The organism is Gluconobacter albidus (genome assembly GCF_002723915.1).
Taxonomy (GTDB): domain Bacteria; phylum Pseudomonadota; class Alphaproteobacteria; order Acetobacterales; family Acetobacteraceae; genus Gluconobacter; species Gluconobacter albidus.
Window position 1 is genome coordinate 108,952 of sequence record NZ_BEWL01000006.1, and the last position, 19,750, is coordinate 128,701.

Here is a 19,750-nt window from a genome sequence, read left to right on the forward strand (position 1 = left end):
TGAAAACATAGAGTCCATGTTTTAAGATTGTGTTTCTATCTTCGTTTTATTGTGGGCTACTTCGCACAATCCGATCTCTGCAGCCCCTCCTCACTTAATATTTATTCCACCTCTGGCGGCACCATGCAGACCATATTGTCTCCAGGCTGAGGCACGGCTTTGTCGTTGTCTTCGGCTGAACGGATCAGGATGCCGCCATCCCGCCGAACCACGAGAAGATCAAGCCTGTTTTCGTCATTCCCGAACGTCGATGCACTCTCGTCCGTGGCTTCCACGGCGACGAACCGCCATCCCTGCTCGAACAGCGTATCAAACAGGGTATAGTTCCAGGCCGGTTCTCCCAGAACCTTGCCGCGAGCGTCGCGTGACAGGCCGTGATAGAAATCCAGCCGTGCCACGCCAGGGCTGATCTGATAGACACGCTGCCGTCCCATGGTCGGAGCCAGATGCCCGCAGACCATACCATTATAGATGCCGTCACCCGTCGTCGCGATCAGATAATCGGCAGGTCGCTCCTCCAGGGATTCCTGCCCATGCTGCGACAGAAGCTCTGCGCGCAGTACCGGAATATCCTGCCGGGTGGCCGGCAGGAGTGCGCTGGAGCGGTTGTCCACAAGCAGAACCGGCACGCCCGCCTTGCGCAGACAGGATGCAAGGTTGATGGACCATCCACTCGCTCCCATGATTGCGATGGCCGGATCGTTGGAAAGGGTGAGTTTGAGGCGTCGTGCAATGGGCCCAAGCGAGAAACCGTGCAGGATCATCGTCACGGCAATCACTGCGAACACCGCTGGCATGATCAGATCCGCAGACTGGTATCCCGCCTCCTTGAGACTGACCCCCGCCTCGCCAGCCACGGCAGCCGCGACGATACCGCGTGGCGCAATCCAGCCGACAAACAGCTTTTCCTTCCAGGGCATGCTCGTGCCCAGAGTGGAAAGGAAAATGCCCAGAGGGCGCACAACAAACAGAACCACAACCGTCAGCGCGAAAATCGGAATGGAAAGCTGTGCCAGAACATCGCGTTGCAGATCGGCCGTCAGCATGATGAACAGGACCGACACGACCAGAACCACCAGTGATTCCTTCATGCGCCGCAGTTCCGTCACGCCCGGAATCTGAAGGTTCGCCAGTGCCATCCCAAAGATCGTGACCGCCATCAGTCCGGCGCCGCCCATCTCCAGGTTGCACAGGGAGAAAATCACCAGCGCCATCGAGATCAGCATCGGCGTCTTGAGGATTTCCGGCATCAGATCGCGCGTGAACAGATAGCGGACCAGATATCCTGGCAGGATTCCCGCGGAAAGCGCGACGGCAATGGCCCCAAGAAGATCCGGTAGCGTATGCGTGAAGAACACATCCGCATGAATGTCCACATGCAGCAGCATGAGCTGAAGCACGACCGCCGCCAGAATTGCTCCCAGCGGATCGTTGACGATGGCTTCCCATCGCAGGAACGCTGCAACGCGCGGCTGAAGCTTGGCACTACGCAGAAGCGGCAGAACGACTGTTGGGCCCGTCACCACGACGATTGCCCCGAACAGCATGGAGGTGCCCCATTCCAGATGGGCCACGTAATGTGCTGCCAGGGATCCCAGAACCCAGTTAATGGGCAGTGCCAGCATCGTCAGACGCGCAACGCCTTCTCCGGCTTCGCGCAGCTGGCGGAAATCGAGCGCCATGCCTCCTTCGAACACCACGAGCGCCACCAGAAGGGACACCAGCGGCCGGAACATCCATCCCATCGTTTCGGAAGGATGAAGAATGCCCAGACCCGGCCCGAAAATCAGGCCCAGAGAGAAGAGAAGGACAATGGCCGGAAGGCGGAAGCGCCAGGCCACCCACTGGGCCAGCATTCCCGCGCCGAAAGTCGAGGCAATGCCGATAAGAATGTCATACTGCATGGATGTTCGGCACGGGCTCCGCATGATGGCTACGAAGCGGTATCATACTCCAGATCCCGTCGCGCACCTAAAAACACGGAAGAACGCCCCGTCATGATGTCTTCTCCTGCCCGAACCGGAACTGACCTTCTGGTTCGTCCTGCCCAGTCTCTGGACCGTGAAGGAATCTGGCGCCTGCTGTCTCCTGTACTGCGGAAGGGCGAGACATATGCCCTGCCCCGACACTGGGGGCGCCGTCAGGCACTCGCCTACTGGATGAATGTCGAGCACCGCGTTTATGTTGCCCAGACCCGCGATCATGAGATCGTCGGGACGTTTTATCTTCAATCGAACCAGAAAGGCGGCGGTAGTCACATCAGCAACGCGGGATTCGTTGCGCGTTCCGGCTTTGGTGCAGGGCGGCTGATGGCTGAGGAAGCGCTTGCTGAAGCTGCAAAGCTTGGCTTTCGCGCCATGCAGTTCAATTTTGTCGTCAGTAGCAATCTGCGTGCCGTAGCCCTGTGGAAATCACTGGGTTTTCGGGTGATCGGAACGCTTCCCGGAGCTTTCGATCACCCTTCGAAAGGATATGTGGACGCACTTGTTATGTGGAAGGATCTTCTGCCGCCGGGAGTGTAACGGCCGCGTCTTCCTCCTGCGTCTTTGTGTCCGTTACGACGCGCTCCAGAACGCAGGCGAAAAATCCATCCGTGCCATCCCGCAGGGGCGTCAGCGAGAACTGTGCCTTGTTTCGCAACTCGGTGGGCAGAAGCTCGGACATCTGCTCTTTTGGCAGGCGGATGAAGTCATTGCGGCGTTTGAGGAATGCATCAATCTGCTGGCCGTTCTCGCAGGCCAGAAGCGAGCAGGTCGCATAGATCATGCGTCCGCCCGGCTTCACCAAAGAGGCTGCACGATCAAGGATCTGCGCCTGTTTGACGACAAGTTCCTGGATGTCTTCCGGTGTCAGGCGAAGGCGTGCATCCGGATTGCGCCGCCACGTTCCGGTTCCCGAGCACGGTGCATCGACAAGCACGCGATCGAAGCTGCCGGCCCGACGCTTTGCCCACTTGTCGCCAGATACCAGGAGATGCCGCTCCACGTTGTGAACGCCTGCGCGACGCAGCCGTTTGACTGCTCCGTCCAGACGTTTTTCGTGCACGTCACAGGCGACGATATGTCCGCGGTTTTCCATGGTCATCGCCAGTGCCAGCGTTTTGCCGCCTGCCCCCGCGCAATAATCCAGAACCCGGTGCTCGCCCCGTGCGTCGGCGGCTGCGACCACAAGCTGGCTGCCTTCGTCCTGGATCTCGACCAGACCGTCTTTGAAGGCCTGTGTCGCGGTTACGGGCTGACGTCCATCAAGACGCAGTCCCCACGGAGACAGCTTCGTCATCTCTGCCGGAAGCGATTCGCGGCGAAGTTCCCGGACGGCCTGCTCGCGGGTTCCCTTCAGCAGATTGACCCGCAGATCGAGCGTTGGCGTACCCAGCATCGCCTCCATCTCGTCTGGCAGACGGTTGCCGAAGGTTTCGCGAAGACCACTTTCCAGCCAGTCCGGATATTCGAGCCGTACCGCCAGTGGCTGCTTCTGGGTTGAAAGTTCTTTTCCTTCCAGGTCCTTAAGCGCGATATCTTCACGGGATGTTAGAGGCTTTTGCGCGTAACGCTCTCCAGAAAAAAGCCGACGGACATTGTCCATCGTTTCTCCGCCAAGGAGCAGAGAGGCCGCGCAGATGAGCCGGGGGGAGATATCGCCGGAAATATCCCTGAGATTCCACTGCAGCCGCCGCCAGCCACGCAGGACATCCCACACAATCGTGGAAATGGCCCGACGGTCTCCGCCACCAATATAACGGCGTTCGCGGAAAAAAGCGTTGGCTGTGGCGTCGGCGGGACGGCGGGGCGCATTCTGGATCGCACAGAGCAGATCGATGGCGCCTGAAAGACGGGCTGCGGGGGTCATAGCGCCCCCGTAGCCCGTTTAGCCCCTCAATGCGAGAGGCTTTGATGCACGAACGGTCAGTCCCGGCGGTAGTTCGGAGCCTCACGGGTGATCGTCACGTCATGGACGTGGCTCTCACGGAGGCCAGCATTCGTGATGCGACGGAACATGGTGCGGACCTGAAGATCGGCAATGGTGGCCGATCCCGTGTAGCCCATACCAGCCTTCAGGCCGCCGACGAGCTGATGGATGACCGGAGCCATGCTGCCCTTGTAAGGAACCTGCCCTTCGATGCCTTCCGGAACCAGCTTGAGCGTATCGCGAACTTCAGCCTGGAAGTAACGATCTGCGGAACCGCGGGCCATGGCGCCGAGCGATCCCATGCCGCGATAGGCCTTGTAGGAGCGGCCCTGATACAGGAACGTCTCGCCCGGGCTCTCGTCGGTGCCAGCCAGAAGCGAGCCGACCATGACCACGTCAGCGCCTGCGCCGAGAGCTTTGACGATGTCGCCCGACGTTCGGACGCCACCATCCGCAATGGCGGGGATGTCCAGCTCATGACAGGCTGCGGCTGTTTCCATAACGGCCGAGAACTGCGGCACACCTACGCCCGCAACGACACGCGTGGTGCAGATGGACCCCGGTCCGATACCGATCTTCACGCAGTCGGCACCTGCGGCGATCAGGGCGCGTGCGGCCTGTGGGGTGGCAACGTTGCCGGCGATAACCTGAAGTCCGCCGTGGCGGCTCTTGAGGGTCTCCACAGCGCTCAGAACCCCGTGTGAATGGCCATGGGCCGTATCCACGACAATGACGTCCACGCCGGCTTCAGCAAGAGCTGCGGCGCGACGGAACCCGTCTTCCCCGACGCCTACGGCGGCGGCACAGCGCAGACGGCCCTGGGAGTCCTTGATGGCCAGCGGGTGCGCGATGGCCTTGTCCATGTCCTTGACGGTAATCAGTCCGATGCAGCGCTTTGCCTCGTCAACGACCAGAAGCTTCTCGATGCGGTGACGGTGCAGAAGCGTGCGTGCCTCGTCTGGTGCGGCACCGTTAAGGACAGTCACAAGGTTCTCGTGCGTCATCAGGTCACGGACGCGCGTGTTCGGGTCGGTCGTGAAGCGCATGTCGCGGTTGGTCAGGATACCGACCAGAACGCCGCTGCCGTTTTCAATGACGGGAAGGCCGGAGACGCCGTGACGTGCCATGATGGCCTGAACCTCGGCCAGTGTCTGGTCGGGGCCAACGGTAACGGGATTGACGACCATGCCTGATTCGAAGCGTTTGACGCGACGGACCTGTTCCGCCTGTTCTTCAATCGACAGATTTTTATGAATAACGCCCATGCCGCCCTGCTGCGCCATGGCGATCGCCATGGCGTCTTCTGTGACGGTGTCCATTGCGGAAGACATCAGGGGGATGTTCAGCTCGATGGAGCGTGTCAGGCGCGTGCGCGTGGAGGTCTGAGCTGGCAGAACCGACGATTCTGCCGGTTCGACGAGAACGTCATCGAAAGCCAGCGCTTCGCGGATGCGCTCATTCAGATTTGTTGCGTGGGAAGATGAAGTCATGAGCCGCGTGCCCCCGTTACGTCATGCGTCGTGAAAGACGCGATGTGTTTGAACCGGAGGCCAGAAGGCCGACCGGCCGTTGGCGGGTCCTCATAGAGCACTTTGCCCCCCGAGGGGAAGTCTCTTTTTTGCGGTATTTTCTGAGGATTTTCTTGGCTGGGAGACCTGGATTCGAACCAGGGCTGACCGGGTCAGAGCCGGTAGTTCTACCGCTAAACTATCTCCCAAGCGGTGAGAGGGTATTTATCAACCGACCTCGCAGGGCGCAAGAGCGATCCGGACATTTTTTTGAAAAAACACATATTTTTCTTGCGAGCAGGGTCCCCTGAGCCCCATGCTGCTTTTCCAAGGTCCCAGATCACGGGCAAGCGGGAGCCGAAACACATGATGAGGTACGGAACGGATCACAACCTGTCAGGCCCGATGCCTGTTCATGCGTCTGCAAGACGTACGGGTCCGTTCTTTGGCGCCATTGATCTTGGCACCAACAACTGCCGGCTCATGATTGCTGCGGGAACGCCTACCGGTTTTCGTGTCGTGGACAGTTTCAACCGCTCCGTCCGTCTTGGAGAAGGCCTGCGTGCCAGTGGGCGGCTTGCCGAAGACTCCATGAAGCGCGCGCTTGATGCCCTGCGGGTCTGTGCGGAGCGCATGAGACAGTGGCCGCTGGTGCATGTTCGTGCGGTTGCGACGGAAGCCTGCCGTCAGGCTGCCAATGGCCGCGAGTTTCTGGCGCGTGTGCAGCACGAGACGGGCCTTACGATCGACATCATCACAGCTCGCGAGGAAGCTGAGCTGGCTCTTGAAAGCTGCTCCCCCCTCTTCCGTCAGCCCGAACACAAACCTGTTCGCGCTGATCGCGGTGTCCTTTTCGATATTGGTGGCGGGTCCACTGAGGTCGCATGGGTCCGGATTGACCCTGAGCGTCAGACCCAAACCTTGATCGGCACGACAAGCGTCCCCGTCGGCGTCATCACCCTTCAGGAAATGTTCGGTGAAGGCCATGGCCCCTCTTATGAGACGATGGTCAGCCATGTTCAGGATTATCTGCAAGGTTTCGAGAATGTGCACCGTATCCGTCGTGAGGTCACGCATGGAAAGACACGCCTGATCGGCACGTCGGGAACCGTGACGACGTTGGCCGGGGTGGCATTGTCCCTGCCCCGCTACAACCGCGCAGCGATTGATGGGCTGACACTTCCGGGCCATAGCATGATGGATGCTATCGGAAGCCTGCGCCGTCTGGATCATGATGAACTGGCGGATCATCCCTGCGTGGGGGCTGAGCGCATGAAATTCGTCCTTCCGGGCTGTGCAATCTTCGAGGCAATCCATCGTTTGTGGCCGGTTGAAGACGTCACGATTGCAGACCGGGGGTTGCGCGACGGGATGTTGCTGCGTATGGCCCGCGATCATGGTCAGCGTTCCGGCAAGGGGCGTCATACGACCAGTCGCCATGCCACGCCCCGGTCACGGGGCCCATTCGGGACATATGCCACGATATGAAGCCGCCAAGATCCCGCTCCGGTTCCAGTAAGGATACGGGACCGAAGCGTATCCCGGGCAAGGCTCTGAAAAGTGCCTCCAATCCCGGTGAAAACGACGCCACACGTGATTCAGCAACGTCAAAAACCGCCCGTAACAAGACGGTCTCGCTTAAAACGGCCCGTGGACGCACCACGGCACAGCAGCGCTGGCTGAACCGTCAGCTCAACGATCCCTATGTCGCAGCCGCGCGCAAGCAGGGCTGGCGGTCACGCGCGGCTTTCAAGCTGATCGAGATTGATGATCGCTTCAAGCTGATTGAAGAAGGGACCCGCATTATTGATCTGGGTGCTGCTCCGGGCGGCTGGACGCAGGTCGCCGTCAAGCGGGGCGCTAAGCACGTTGTAGGGCTGGACCTGCTTCCAGTTGATCCTGTTGCTGGTGCCGAGATCATTGAGGGAGATTTTACGGACCCCGATATGCCGGATCGTCTGAAAGAGATGCTGGGCGGTCCGGCCGATCTGGTTATGTCTGACATGGCGCCCAATACGACCGGTCATGCTGCAACCGATCATATGCGGATCATGGGCCTTGCGGAGGGCGCACTGGATTTTGCGTTTCAGGTTCTGGCCGAAGGCGGCAGTTTCATTGCCAAGGTCTTTCAGGGCGGCTCGGAAAAAGACATGCTGGCGACAATGAAAACCGCATTTGCCAGCGTCAGGCATGTCAAACCCCCGGCGTCCCGCAAAGAATCAAGCGAGCTTTATGTCGTGGCGACGGGTTTCCGTCCCGAACGCCTGACGGCCGCTGCCGATCCAATCTGACGGATACGAACAGGAAGATGAAAAGGGAGGCAGAAGCCTCCCTTTTTTATGTCCGGAATTTTCCATACCTGCGAAGGGGGAGAAGTCTGTTCAGATCTGGGGAGGATTGGCCTGAAGAAATGACGCCATGGCGCGCTGTGCGAGGGCTGCTTCTTTTCCAAGGCGGATCAACCCGCCGATCTGCAACGGGTGCCGGACAAGGGACCCGACCAACCCAGGAATATATACGGCGCCGTCCTTCACGCTGGTCTTGACCGCAGGGGGCAGATCCCGCGTGGCGTCGTCGCACACGACCCTGAGGACAGCAAACGGCACGCCGCTCTGCGCAATGAAACCGCTTTCCATATCCACCGCGATGCAGTGCGTTTCAGAAAAATACCGCGTCTTTTCAAAAGCAAATTCAACCAGTGAATCGCTATGCAGGATGCCCCCCCGGCGCGCACAGGCAGAGCCAAATCTCATGCTCAAAGCGGGATCGGAAGGAATATTCCGGCCTTCATGATGAACATGATCAGCCACGATGACAGTGCCTGGAGGAGCTTCCGGCGACAAACTCCCTGCACATCCGAAGGACAGGAGTTCCGTTGCCCCTGCGCGGAGCAGGCGCTCCACGCCCAGCCGTGCGCCTTCAGGTGTGGCATTGCTCAGGGCCAGAGGAACACCCGGCAGAAAGCGCCGGATCACACGGGCTTCCTGTTTCAGGCCTGCGAGGATGCCCAGCATCAGAACCCGAACTCCACCTTGCCGCTGTTGCTCGCGCCGAGGTTACGGTAGCGGGCCAGCGCGGTGAGTGGGAAAAACTGCTTGTAGCCATGATAACGCAGGTAGAATACCTTCGGGAAACCGACGGCATTATAGGCGTCTTCCTGCCACTCTCCCTTGTCGTCCTGCTGGGACACGAGATACGCTACACCGCGCTTGACGGCTTCGCTCTCGCGGCGCCCGACCGCCATAAGCGCCAGAACGGCCCAGGCTGTCTGGGAGGGCAGGCTCTTGTTGTACATGCCTGCCGTGCCGCCTTCATAGGTCGCACAGTCTTCACCCCAGCCGCCATCAGGACGCTGGACGCTTTCGAGCCAGTTTACAGCGCGCAGAACCATCGGATCGTCATGTGGCACACCGGCGATGTTCAGCGCGCACAGGACAGACCAGGTCCCATAGATGTAGTTCGTGCCCCAACGGCCGAACCAGCAGCCTTCCGGTTCCTGTTCAGAGCGCAGATACTCCAGTGCCTTGAGAATGACAGGACGGTCGTCCGGATCGCCGAGCTGGGCTAGAAAGGAAATGCAGCGGGCCGAGACGTCGGCCGTCGGCGGGTCCAGAAGGGCGCCGTGATCCGAGAACGGGATGTGGTTGAGCAGTTCAAGATCGTTGTCGATATCGAACGCACCCCAGCCACCATTGGTGCTCTGCATGCCGATGATCCATTCCCGAGCGCGCGCGATCGCCTCGCGGCTGCCTTCGGGATCAACACGATGCAGCAGCATGCCGACGACGGCGGTATCATCGACGTCAGGGTAGTAGTCGTTCTCGTACTGGAACGCCCAGCCACCGGGGCGCAGGTCAGGTGTGTTGATGGCCCAGTCGCCCTTGACGTTCAGGATCTGGCGCTCCCGAAGCCATTCGGCACTCTTTTTCAGGGCCGCAAGCGTTTCTTCATGCTTTGTCCCGGCGGGACCGGACGCGGCTTCAATCATCGCAAGGCCAGACAGGCCGGTATCCCAGACGGGCGAGACGCAGGGCTGGCAATAGATTTCATCGCCATGATCCACCAGAAGATCCTGAACGGCCTCCCATGCGGTCATGGCGCGTGGATCGCTATCGGGGACACCCTGCGCGCGGTACATCATCACGACATTCGCCATGGCGGGATAAATGGCACCCAGCCCTCCCCGGCTCAGACGCGGCTCTATGAAGTCGCTGGCGGCTTTCAGGGCTTTTTTATGCACGCTCTGTGGAATGAGTGGCAGAACAGGACGCAGGGCGGAGTCCAGATGCTTGAAAAAGCGCCCCCATACCGAACGGTACGGACCGCGGATCCAGTCCGTGACTTCTGAAGGCGGCTTGACGAAGAGTTCCTGCACATGGATGCCATGCGGATTGATGGCTTTGGGGCGGAGCGCATTGAGAACCAGAAGCGGCGCAATCACGGCCCGCGACCAGTAAGACATGTTCCAGACCGAGAAAAACGCCTTGCGTGGCAAGAGCATGAGCTCAACCGGCATCACGGGCGTTGCTTCCCAGGGGACTTCCCCGAACAGGGCAAGCTGGATCCGCGTGAACACATTCGTCCGCGCCGCGCCGCCGTGGTCGAGAATGGCCTCACGGGCAATCCGCATATGGGGTGCATTGATGTCATCGCCGATTGCCTTGAGGGCGAAATAGGCTTTTACGGTCGCCGAGAGGTCGAAGCCGCCATCATGATAAAGCGGCCATCCGCCATGATCGCCTTGGATGCGGCGCAGATATACGCCGATCTTGGCCTGTTTTTCCGGATCTATCCGGTCGAGATAGTGTTCGAGCAGGACATACTCGGCGGGGATCGTTGCATCCGCTTCGAGTTCGTAGACCCAGTGTCCGTCTGATTTCTGCTTCCCGCCCAGCGCGGTCTGCGCGCCTTCGATGGCATAGTTGATCTCATCGGGTTCGACCGATTGACGGGACAAGGTTTCGCTCACGCGATCCTCCTTTTCCAGAATATCAGAATAGATCAGCATTGTTCGGCTCTTCCGACGCAGGCAGTCCTCAAAGTCGGGAGCTGTGTTACAATCATGACAGGATGATCGCTCATCACGATCCCGTGTTCTCTGCAGCGGAACGGAAGCCCAGAGCGGCGACAGCCTGAAGTCCGGACTGGATGGAGCCTTCGATCGTGGAGGGCAGTCCGGTATCCGTCCAGTCTCCGGCCAGCGCCAGATTGACGAGATCGGTTCTCGCTCCCGGACGCAGGAGGTTCTGTTCCGGTGTTGCAGCGAATGTTGCGCGCTTTTCCCACACCAGACGCGAGGGTGGCATGGCGACCGGTAGTGACTGCGACAGGACGGGATCGAGAGCGCGTCGGATTTCCGACCAGATCGTGGCCAGAAGTTCGCTGTTGCTGCGGTCGGCGTAGCGGTTGGCGGCACTGACGGTGACGGACAGGATATCCCCTTTCAGGAAGATCCATTCCGAAATACCACCGACCAGTCCCACAAAGCCTGCCTGCGCAACGACGCCCCGGGCTTCAACTTTTGCCGGAAGACGGAAATGGGCGTTGGCAATGCTCTCAAAAGCATCCGGAGCAATCAGTCCCGGAAGCAGGGACTGTGCTACAGGTCCCGGAACAGCCATGATGACCTGATCTTCGGGACCGAGTTCAATCCGCCCTTCACCGGTTTCCAACGCCGTGGCGCGCCCGTTCTGCTGTTCGATGGCGCTGATGCGGACGCCTGTGCGCACATCACCGTGAAAGCGCCTGAGATAGGCTACTGCCGGATCAATCAAGGTTTCGGACAGGCCGACCGCCGGGAACCACGGGCAGCAGGCCATGCCACCTTTGGCGAGAGATTTGCGGATCACGTTGCCGAGCAGTTTCGCACTACCGGTATGGATATCCGTATTGAGAACCGAGATGGCAAAGGGGATTAGCAGCCGGCGACTGAGTTGCCCGGAACTGAGACAGGTGTCCACGGTCGTCCTGTCACCCGCACGCAAAAAGCGTCCCAAAGCGGTGAGTTCGGACAGTTTCATGCCCGGAACACGCCGCCCACCCGGAAGAGCCCAGAAGGGGAGCTTTCCTTTCGACAGGCGCAGCGTCCAGGCGAGGCTGTCTTCCAGATCGTAATACGGAAAGATTGGCAGTCCCGGACCGGTCAGGGTGTGGCGTGCGCCGATGATGTCCAGATAGCGGAACGTCAGGTCGTTCGACGACAGGATCAGGTGGTTGCCGTTATCAATGCGGGCATCAAGGGAACGGTCGTGAAAGGAACGCGCCCGACCGCCGCAGGCCGGCCCTGATTCGTAAACGGTGACGCGGGCCTGTGCCGCGAGTTCGATTGCGGCGGAGAGGCCTGCCAGACCACCGCCGATGATGTGGACGTGGCTCATGGGTTACTTCACATACGCTGCGAGGGTACGAAGCTGTCTCAAAGGTTTGGAGACTTTCGGGGCGATATCCGGTGTTTTCCAGCCGCGCTTTTGCAGGGCCAACAGGATGGGCGCGTAGGAAGCGGCCATCATGCGTGCCGGACGCATTGCGGTGCTGTTGCACAGCTGCATGGCCTTCCGCGCTTCCCGAAAATGGTCCCGTGCCCGCTGGGCAAGGATGCGCCCAACCTGATCCAGCCCATGAGCGTACAGAGCTTCTTGCGGATTTTTCGGGACATCGAACCGGGTCAGGAGTTCGGAGGGAAGATACAGCCTGTCCCGGCCTGCATCTTCGGCGATATCGCGCAGAATATTGGTGAGCTGAAGGGCGCGTCCCAGATGATAGGCAACACGCCGGGCATTGTCTGACGAATCTCCGAACACACAGACGGACAAGCGTCCGACAGCCGATGCCACGCGGTCGCAATACAGATCCAGCGTCGCTTCGTCCGGTGCCACGATCGGTGCCCCACAATCCATCGCCATTCCGTCGATGACGTCATGGAAATCTTGAGGCTGAAGCTGGTAACGGTGGATCGCCACGATCAGCACCCGATCCAGTGCATCTGTCGCCAAGCCTTCATAGAGGCCGTCAACACGGCGATGCCAGTCCTGAAGGGCGGCCATGGGGTCTGCAACGCCTGCATCGCCATCGGCGATGTCGTCCACCTGACGACAGAAGGCATAGACTGCGAACATCGCCTGACGACGGTCTGCCGGGAGAATGCGCATCCCCCGGGCAAAGGACGTCCCCGAAGCGGTGACGATCCGTTCGACATGATCCAGATCGGCCTGCGCGCAGGGAAGACCTGAAGAAGCGCGCATCCTGCTGAAAACCATGTCTGTCCCCTGTCTCGTTTCAGAAGATCAGGGTTCTAGCCCCAAATCCCATCAACACAAAGATGACCTGAACGGAAAGGATTGCCCTGCGTTAAGGTGATGCCAAAAGGCAACACCCCAAAAGGAGTCTTGCGCCATGCGTTTCCCTTTCCTGAAAAGCTTCGTCCTTCTTGCCGGAGTGCTCGCTGGAGGCGGATTTTCCATGTCCATCGCTGCCGCCCAGACATCGTCGCCCACAACGGCAAGCGGGCACGCCGACCACCTTCTGGCTGACGATCATTCCTGGAATGGCACGCCCTATGAGCATTATCCGACGACGCGTCCGATGCTCAGCATGATCCGGCTGACCATTCCCGCGCATTCCGCCCTTCCCTGGCATGTTCATCCATATCCTAATGCGGGGTATGTGCTGGAGGGAACGCTCACGATCGAGGATCGGCAGAGTGGCAAAAAGCGGACGTTCCATCAGGGCGAAGCCTTTGCGGAATCGGTCAACGATGTTCACCGTGGCGTAACGGGTGACAGCCAGACGGTCCTTCTGTTGACCTATGCCGGCTCTCCCGGAAAGCCGACGTCCATTCCCCTGCCCGGCCAGCAGAAAGAATACTGAAAATATCTTCCGGCGTGCTTTGACAGGGAAAACGTTTCGGAACTAACATGTTCCGGCCCTAGTCTGGAGTATGGCCCCTAATGACCAGTCCCCTCTCTCCCGCCGCCCGCAGCGACCTTCTTGCCCGGGGGTATTCCCGGCGCAGCTTCGGACGCATTGCCACGCTTCTGGCCGCAGGCGCGACCGTAAAGGCCCTGACAGGCTCTGCCCGCGCGGACATTCTTCCGTCCGGGGTCAATTTCGAGGGCGTCACGCGCCTTGGCAGTAATGAATGCTGGACGGGTCCCTTCCCGGAAGCCGCGCAGGCTGGTGCATCCTCGGTTTTCCAGAGTAACCGCTACGATCCGACCGGTCATATGCGTGATGATCTCATCAAGGCGGCTTCGGATGTCGAAGGGATTCCCCAGACCCATGTCATGACATGGTGTGGCTCGTCCGATCCGCTGGCACGTGCCATCGTCACGTTCTGCTCCCCCACCCGCGGGCTTGTGACGGCGGACCCAAGCTATGAAGCCGGATGGGTCGCCGCGGACTGGCTGAAAATCCCTCTGGCACGCGTCCCTCTGTCCGCAAAGAACGGGTACAAGACGGATGTCCGCGCCATGCTGGCCGCTGATCCCAATGCGGGCGTCTACTATATCTGCTCTCCCAACAATCCGACCGGCACGCTGACGCCGCTGCGCGATATTGCGTGGCTGGTCGAGAACAAGCCCAAGGGTTCGGTTGTGCTGGTGGATGAGGCTTACATCCATTTCTCGAATGCCCCGAGCGCGGTTGAACTGGTTGCAAAGAACAAGGACGTTGTTGTCCTCAGGACGTTCTCAAAAATGTTTGCCATGGCGGGAATGCGTCTTGGCCTGACATTTGCCCGACCTGACCTGCATGAGAGCATGATGCGTTATGATGGCAAAAGTGCCACCGCGATGCTTCCGGTCCCGGCCATGGCCTGCGGCACGATGAGCCTGACCATGAAATCGGCCATTGCAGCCCGCCGGGAAGAAATGATTGCCGCCCGCAACATGACGTTCCAGCACCTGCGCAAGCGCGGCATCCACTTCATCCCCTCCGATGCGAACATGTTCATCATCGACTGGAAGAAGCCGGCCGCGCCCATCAAGGATGCTTTCCTGAAGCAGAATGTCCTGATCGGGCGCTCATGGCCCGTCTGGCCAAATGCTTCGCGGATTACGGTCGGCTCCATGGATGAAATGAAGACCTTCTGTACCGTACTGGACCAGATTTATACCTGATCCGCTTCGAAAAGCCCTGCCATGACGGTTCAGCCGACGGCAGGGAAATAGCGCAGGGCCCGGAACAGGGCTTTTGCACCATCCGCTTTCGTCAGGGCGACACGTTCCAGCAACGGGTCCTGACGGCGCAGACGCGCCGTCAGGATGTGGCATAGTTCCACAATGACTGCAGATTCCAGCCGCATCCGCCGATCTCGGACGAGTAGCGGCAGAATCCTGGCGTTTCTGTTGAGGACATCCACACCGTCCAGCATCCGGTTGAATACGCGACGGATGCCCGGTTTGCTGCGGACCAGACGCAGATCATCCAGACAGACGCCTTCTTCTTCCAGCCATGGTAGCGGGACATAGCACCGGTCCAGATCTTTCAGGTCCCCGGCGACATCCTGAAGATGATTGATGACCTGCAGTGAAGAGCAGAGTGCATCGGATGGTGCGAGTGTTTCCTCCGCCTCGCCATGCAGCAGGAGCAGAAATCGCCCCACAGGGTTGGCGGAATACCTGCAGTAATGTAGCAGTTCGTCCCAGCTTTCGTAACGGTTCTTTTCGGCATCCATGCAGAAGGCTTCGAGAAGATCCGTCGCCGTTTCCAGAGGGACACCGGTCTGGAGCAGAACGTCGCGAAGTTTGACTGCTGTCTGCGCGTCTGCGCGCTGAGGAGCTGTGATTTCCCCGCGGATAACGGCTGCCATGCCCCGAAGCCGCGCAATTTTTTCGGGCGGCGTCAGCTCGGTCGTGTCCACCATGTCATCCGCGACACGCGCGAAGTTATAATAGGTGTGAACGTAAGGCCGGAGACGCGGGGCGATCAGGAATGAACCAACGGGAAAATTTTCGTCGGATTTGCCTTTGGCGGAGGTGACGTCTTTCGTCCCCCAGATGTTGTCTGTCACGATGTTTCATCCGTGTAGGAACGATTTTTCCAGCGCACACCAACACCACGATGATGGTCGATGGCCGAGCCGATGGTTGCTGCCATGTAGAAGGCCGCAACAAGCGGAAGGGGAATAGCACGCCACAACGGCAGGCCAAAGCGGCGAAGCGTGGGCACGAATGTTAGGCACGATACGAGATAGGTCAGAAGTCCGATCCGCCGTTCCCGCCCCTTGCCAAACAGTGCCAGCCCGATAGGAAGCAGCCAGATCATCGCCAGACCAACGATCGTCGCCAGGAGTAGAGCCGGAGAATATCGCAGCTGCACATAGGCCGTGCGGGCAATCATATGCCAGACATCCTTCATGCCGCGATACGGCCTGACGGACCATGCCAGCGCACTGTGTCCCAGATAGAGCCGCCCTCCCGATCGCTTGATATGAGCGGCCAGAGTACAGTCATCAATTAGTGCGCCACGGAGTGCCTTGATGCCTCCGATCCGTTCCAGTGCCCGGCGACGCAGGAGAATGGTTCCTCCAGCAGCCCCCGCAATACGGGAACGTTCGCTGGCAATGCGCGAAAACGGATAAAGCATGGCAAAGAAATAGACGAAAGCGGGAACAAGAAAGCGTTCCGCACTGCTTTCGCAGTTCAGCGCTACCATTTCCGAGACAAGATCCAGATCGTCTTCGCGCGCCTTGGCCACCAGAGAGGCGAGATGCTCTGGCGCATGCATGATATCGGCATCGGTCAGGAGGACATACCCATAAGGGCCAATCCGCGTCAGCGCCTCCTGTTCTCCCTGGTGGACGGCCCAGAGCTTGCCGCTCCATCCCGCAGGGCGCTTGGCGCCCGTTATGACCGTCAGCCGCCCGTGCGGATCAGGCAATGCGCGGGCGATGTCGCCCGTGTCATCCGTGCTCTCGTCATCAATGAGGATAACGGACACCTTGCCGTCATAGTCCTGTTCCAGAAGAGACGTCAGGCAGGCTCCGATGGACTCGGCCTCGTCCCGTGCAGGAATGACGATCGCAACATCCGGGGCGGCAGCCGGCATGGGCTTAGGGTCGAGAATAGGGCCTTTCTGCCAGAAATTCCCATGGAACAGCGAAAGATAGACCCAGGCTCCCAGACTGGTCAGTGCGGTTCCAAACAGCATTATTTCATCCGTCCATGCTGACGGAACCAGACGATCGCATCTGTCACGGCATCGCGGGCCGGGCGTGGGGTGTATCCGAGTTCCCGTCTGGCCTTGTCGGACGAGAAGAACATCAGCTTTTTGGACATGGCGAGCGTTTCGCGCGTGACCCGCGGTTCAATGCCGAACCCGCGTGCCAGCCATTCGGACACAAGGGCTACGGGATAGAGCCAAGACTGCTTGAGTTTGATTGCTGGTGGCTTCACCCCAGCAATCTGACTGACCATGCGGAAAAGATCCCCCAGCATGATGTTTTCGCCGCCAAGGATATATTTCTCGCCGATCCTGCCCCGTTCCAGAGCCAGAGCATGTCCTTCCGCGACGTCATCGACATGCACGATGTTCAAACCCGTCTCGACATAGGCCGGCATGTTTCCGCTGGCGCAGTCGAGAACCATCTGCCCTGTGGGTGTCGGCTTGATATCCCGCGGGCCGACGGGGGTGGAAGGATTGACGATGATCGCGGGTAGGTTTTTTTCCCGAACGAGCCGCAGAACTTCCTGTTCCGCGCGATATTTTGAGAGTTTGTAGATCCCGATAACCTGACTTTCCGAAACCGGCGTGTTTTCGTCAGCTGATTCGCCGTTCTTGCCCAGGCCAAGTGCCGCCACCGACGAGCAATAGATGATTTTTTCCACCCCGGCCTCAAGGGCGGCAAGCATCAGATTGCGTGTGCCCTCCACATTCGCCTTCATCATGCTTTCCGGATCAGGAACCCAGAGTCGGTAATCGGCAGCAACGTGGAAAAGGGTTTTGACGTTCTTCAGTGCCGGAGCGAGCGTCTGCGGATCGGAGAGGTCTCCTACGGCAATTTCCGCATCAAGCTCCGCAATATTTGAACGGTCTGATGTCGGGCGGACGAAAAGTCTCAGGCGGTGTCCGCGTTCTTCAAGGACGCGGGCGACGGCAGAGCCGACAAACCCCGTAGCCCCCGTCACGAGTGTGACATCGTTCATGGTGGCAGTGTCTCCTTGGGTTATCAGCTGATGGTTGCAATTTATGACAGCATAATCCTCCCGGCTTTTCGGGGAAAGCGTCTGCGAGGGTGGAATATTAACGATACCTGCGATAGATCGTGTGCAAACGGCATGTGACGAAGACGTTGAAAAAAACTCTCCCTGTTCTCCTTTCCCTTCTCGGGGTGGCCCTGTTCACCTTTATTGCGGCCAGAGCCGGTATCCATCCTGTCATGGAAGCGCTCTCCAAAGTCGGGCTTGGTGGCTTTCTGCTTCTGGCGGCCTGCCAGCTTGTAGTGGACGTCGGGCTCGGGATCGCCTGGCACGCTGCGGTCCCCATTCTGGGCGTCAAGCGCCTGATGGGTGCGCGTCTTGTCCGGGACAGCGCCGGAGCGTGCCTGCCCTTCTCCCAGCTTGGCGGGATGGTAATTGGTGTTCGCGCAACGATGGCGGGCATTGATCCCAAGACGGAGCAGGGCGAAAATCTTCACTGGCCCGAAGCCGTGGCGGCCAATCTCGTGGATATCACGACGGAAGTGCTCGGACAGATCGCCTTCGTGCTGATCGCCCTGCTCTGCCTTATCGGTCATCACGACGCAGCCAGATTTGTCTGGCCGCTCGTTGGCGGGATGGCGCTGCTCAGCCTCGGAATTGCCGGTTTCATCTGGACGCAGCAGCGTGGCGGCGCGACGGTCCGCAAGGTCGCCACATTCCTGGGGCGGCATATCGCTGCGGAGTGGCGTGACTCACTCATCGGAAATACCGAGGCTTTTCAGTCTCGTCTGGAAGGACTCTGGAGCCGCCCTGACCGGATTTCTCTGGGTGCGCTCTGTCATCTGGTATGCTGGACAGGCAGTGCTGCCATGACGTGGCTGGGACTTCAGCTCCTTGGCGTACATGTCGGATTTTTCTCGTCTGTCGCCATTGAGGGTGTGGTTTGCGGCATCATGTCGGCAGGGTTTCTGGTCCCGGGGGCGCTGGGCGTTCAGGAAGCCGCTTATGTCGCACTTGGCATGATTTTCGGTGTCGATGCGGAAGTGTCGCTCAGCCTTTCGCTGCTGCGACGCGGTCGGGATATTCTGATCGGTATTCCGGTTCTGTTGATCTGGCAGGTCGTTGAGATGCGGCGTCTTCGTCATGAACGCCCGAAGGCAAGACCGGAAAACGAACCGACCTCGCCCTCTCTTCGCAAAAAGGTCATTGCGCCAGCCGTGACCGCTCTTGCAGGAAACATCAAGAAAGAGACGGCCTCCCGGGATGGTAAAACGTCAGAAGACAGCTCTTTCGCCACAGCGCCACGCGTTTTATGACGCCGCTTTTCAAATCCCTTTGCGTCGTTGGTCCGGGACTGATTGGCTCTTCCGTCCTTCGTCGCGCCAAGGAGACTGGCACGATTGCCGGAACCCTGATCGCAGCGGATACGAGTCCGCCTGTTCTCGAACGGGTGCGTGAGCTTGATATTGCCGATGTCATAACGTCTGACCCCGCCGTTGCGGCACAGGCAGACTGCGTCATGATCTGTGTTCCCGTCGGTGCTGTTGAAGAAGTCGCGCGGCAGGTTTTGCTTTATATGAAGCCCGGAAGCATCCTCACGGATGTAGCTTCAGTGCGGGGGCAACTCGGACCAACGATTCACGCGATACTGCCCGAAGGCATATCCTATATTCCGGGCCACCCTATGGCTGGGACAGAGCATTCCGGGCCGGACGCTGGTTTTTCAACCCTGTTTGAAGACCGATGGGCGCTGCTTGTGCCACCTGAAGGCTCCGATCCGGAAGCGATCGCAAAAATCGAGGCCCTCTGGAACCTGTGTGGCGCCCGGACGAAAACCCTGTCTGACGAACAACACGATCAGATCTGCGCCATGGTGAGCCATCTGCCGCATCTTCTGGCCTTCACGATCTGTGATACCGCCGACAACCTGTCTGACGAAATCCGCGCTGCCGTGCTGGATTATGCGGCGTCAGGGTTTCGTGATTTTACACGGATTGCCGCGTCAGACCCGGTCATGTGGCGGGATATTTTCCTTGCCAATCGCGAGGCGCTTCTGGGTACGCTGGACAGGTTTATGGCCGATACGCAGTCCATGGCGGACGCGATCCGCAACGGCGATGAGGCAGCCATAACCGGCAGGATTGAACGTGGGCGCGCCATCCGCCGAACCCTGATCGAAAACCGTCAAGCCTGAGA

At 59.4% G+C, this 19,750-nt stretch carries 17 protein-coding genes and 1 tRNA gene; 7 read left to right on the top strand and 11 right to left on the bottom strand.

The genetic code is table 11. The features are described from left to right. Nucleotides 1–101 precede the first annotated feature (101 nt). Nucleotides 102–1,904, bottom strand: a complete 1,803-nt coding sequence (locus GAL01_RS08910) for a cation:proton antiporter (protein WP_062031991.1) — start codon at nucleotides 1,902–1,904, stop codon at nucleotides 102–104. Nucleotides 1,905–1,997: 93 nt separating this feature from the next. Between GAL01_RS08910 and GAL01_RS08915 the strand changes: the two genes are divergently transcribed. After that, nucleotides 1,998–2,522: a GNAT family N-acetyltransferase gene (locus GAL01_RS08915; protein WP_062031988.1), complete on the top strand. Its 525-nt coding sequence runs from the start codon at nucleotides 1,998–2,000 to the stop codon at nucleotides 2,520–2,522. Here GAL01_RS08915 and GAL01_RS08920 read toward each other — a convergent pair. From GAL01_RS08920 to GAL01_RS08930, 3 genes are all read right to left on the bottom strand, one after another. Continuing rightward, a complete protein-coding gene (locus tag GAL01_RS08920) occupies nucleotides 2,488–3,849 on the bottom strand; it encodes an RsmB/NOP family class I SAM-dependent RNA methyltransferase (RefSeq protein ID WP_062031984.1) in 1,362 nt (453 codons plus the stop codon). The genes GAL01_RS08915 and GAL01_RS08920 overlap by 35 nt on opposite strands. A gap of 56 nt (nucleotides 3,850–3,905) precedes the next feature. Continuing rightward, on the bottom strand, nucleotides 3,906–5,399 hold the full coding sequence (gene guaB, locus GAL01_RS08925) for an IMP dehydrogenase (RefSeq protein WP_062031980.1): 1,494 nt from the start codon (nucleotides 5,397–5,399) through the stop codon (nucleotides 3,906–3,908). A gap of 153 nt (nucleotides 5,400–5,552) precedes the next feature. Beyond that, nucleotides 5,553–5,626 (bottom strand) — tRNA-Gln (locus GAL01_RS08930). A gap of 157 nt (nucleotides 5,627–5,783) precedes the next feature. Between GAL01_RS08930 and GAL01_RS08935 the strand changes: the two genes are divergently transcribed. After that, on the top strand, nucleotides 5,784–6,905 hold the full coding sequence (locus GAL01_RS08935) for a Ppx/GppA phosphatase family protein (RefSeq protein ID WP_062031977.1): 1,122 nt from the start codon (nucleotides 5,784–5,786) through the stop codon (nucleotides 6,903–6,905). After that, a complete protein-coding gene (locus GAL01_RS08940) occupies nucleotides 6,902–7,708 on the top strand; it encodes an RlmE family RNA methyltransferase (RefSeq protein WP_062031974.1) in 807 nt (268 codons plus the stop codon). The genes GAL01_RS08935 and GAL01_RS08940 overlap by 4 nt, the downstream gene beginning before the upstream one ends. Before the next feature lie 90 nt (nucleotides 7,709–7,798). Here GAL01_RS08940 and GAL01_RS08945 read toward each other — a convergent pair whose 3' ends face one another. The 4 genes from GAL01_RS08945 to hpnD all read right to left on the bottom strand — a co-directional run bounded on the left by GAL01_RS08945 (nucleotide 7,799) and on the right by hpnD (nucleotide 12,673). Beyond that, on the bottom strand, nucleotides 7,799–8,431 hold the full coding sequence (locus tag GAL01_RS08945; protein WP_062031971.1) for a phosphorylase family protein: 633 nt from the start codon (nucleotides 8,429–8,431) through the stop codon (nucleotides 7,799–7,801). Beyond that, entirely contained in the window at nucleotides 8,431–10,425 is a 1,995-nt protein-coding gene (shc, locus tag GAL01_RS08950) for a squalene--hopene cyclase (protein WP_082790777.1), read from the bottom strand. The genes GAL01_RS08945 and shc overlap by 1 nt, the downstream gene beginning before the upstream one ends. A gap of 73 nt (nucleotides 10,426–10,498) precedes the next feature. After that, nucleotides 10,499–11,794: a hydroxysqualene dehydroxylase HpnE gene (hpnE, locus tag GAL01_RS08955; RefSeq protein WP_062031968.1), complete on the bottom strand. Its 1,296-nt coding sequence runs from the start codon at nucleotides 11,792–11,794 to the stop codon at nucleotides 10,499–10,501. A 3-nt stretch (nucleotides 11,795–11,797) separates the two neighbouring features. Then, entirely contained in the window at nucleotides 11,798–12,673 is an 876-nt protein-coding gene (gene hpnD / locus GAL01_RS08960) for a presqualene diphosphate synthase HpnD (protein WP_062031964.1), read from the bottom strand. Nucleotides 12,674–12,875: 202 nt separating this feature from the next. Between hpnD and GAL01_RS08965 the strand changes: the two genes are divergently transcribed. Both GAL01_RS08965 and GAL01_RS08970 read left to right on the top strand, forming a co-directional pair. Beyond that, a complete protein-coding gene (locus GAL01_RS08965) occupies nucleotides 12,876–13,283 on the top strand; it encodes a cupin domain-containing protein (RefSeq protein WP_231865408.1) in 408 nt (135 codons plus the stop codon). An 80-nt stretch (nucleotides 13,284–13,363) separates the two neighbouring features. Next, the gene (locus tag GAL01_RS08970; protein ID WP_062031961.1) at nucleotides 13,364–14,533 is read left to right on the top strand and encodes a pyridoxal phosphate-dependent aminotransferase; all 1,170 of its coding nucleotides are present in this window, start codon (nucleotides 13,364–13,366) and stop codon (nucleotides 14,531–14,533) included. Between the two features lie 29 nt (nucleotides 14,534–14,562). Here the strand turns inward: GAL01_RS08970 and hpnC are convergent, their stop codons facing one another. Genes hpnC through hpnA form a run of 3 tightly spaced genes read right to left on the bottom strand, consistent with a single transcriptional unit; the run spans nucleotide 14,563 to nucleotide 17,560 of the window. Continuing rightward, nucleotides 14,563–15,426, bottom strand: a complete 864-nt coding sequence (gene hpnC, locus GAL01_RS08975; protein WP_082790776.1) for a squalene synthase HpnC — start codon at nucleotides 15,424–15,426, stop codon at nucleotides 14,563–14,565. After that, entirely contained in the window at nucleotides 15,423–16,565 is a 1,143-nt protein-coding gene (locus GAL01_RS08980) for a glycosyltransferase (protein ID WP_062031952.1), read from the bottom strand. Before GAL01_RS08980 ends, hpnC begins: the two co-directional genes overlap by 4 nt. Further along, the gene (gene hpnA, locus GAL01_RS08985; protein ID WP_062031948.1) at nucleotides 16,565–17,560 is read right to left on the bottom strand and encodes a hopanoid-associated sugar epimerase; all 996 of its coding nucleotides are present in this window, start codon (nucleotides 17,558–17,560) and stop codon (nucleotides 16,565–16,567) included. The genes GAL01_RS08980 and hpnA overlap by 1 nt, the downstream gene beginning before the upstream one ends. Nucleotides 17,561–17,694: 134 nt before the next feature. On the opposite strand from hpnA, the gene GAL01_RS08990 reads away from it, so the two are divergent. Both GAL01_RS08990 and GAL01_RS08995 read left to right on the top strand, forming a co-directional pair. Then, complete coding sequence (locus GAL01_RS08990; protein WP_062032202.1) at nucleotides 17,695–18,870, top strand: HpnL family protein; 1,176 nt, start codon at nucleotides 17,695–17,697, stop codon at nucleotides 18,868–18,870. Continuing rightward, the gene (locus GAL01_RS08995) at nucleotides 18,867–19,748 is read left to right on the top strand and encodes a prephenate dehydrogenase/arogenate dehydrogenase family protein (RefSeq protein ID WP_062031942.1); all 882 of its coding nucleotides are present in this window, start codon (nucleotides 18,867–18,869) and stop codon (nucleotides 19,746–19,748) included. The genes GAL01_RS08990 and GAL01_RS08995 overlap by 4 nt, the downstream gene beginning before the upstream one ends. The last annotated feature ends 2 nt before the right edge of the window (nucleotides 19,749–19,750 follow it).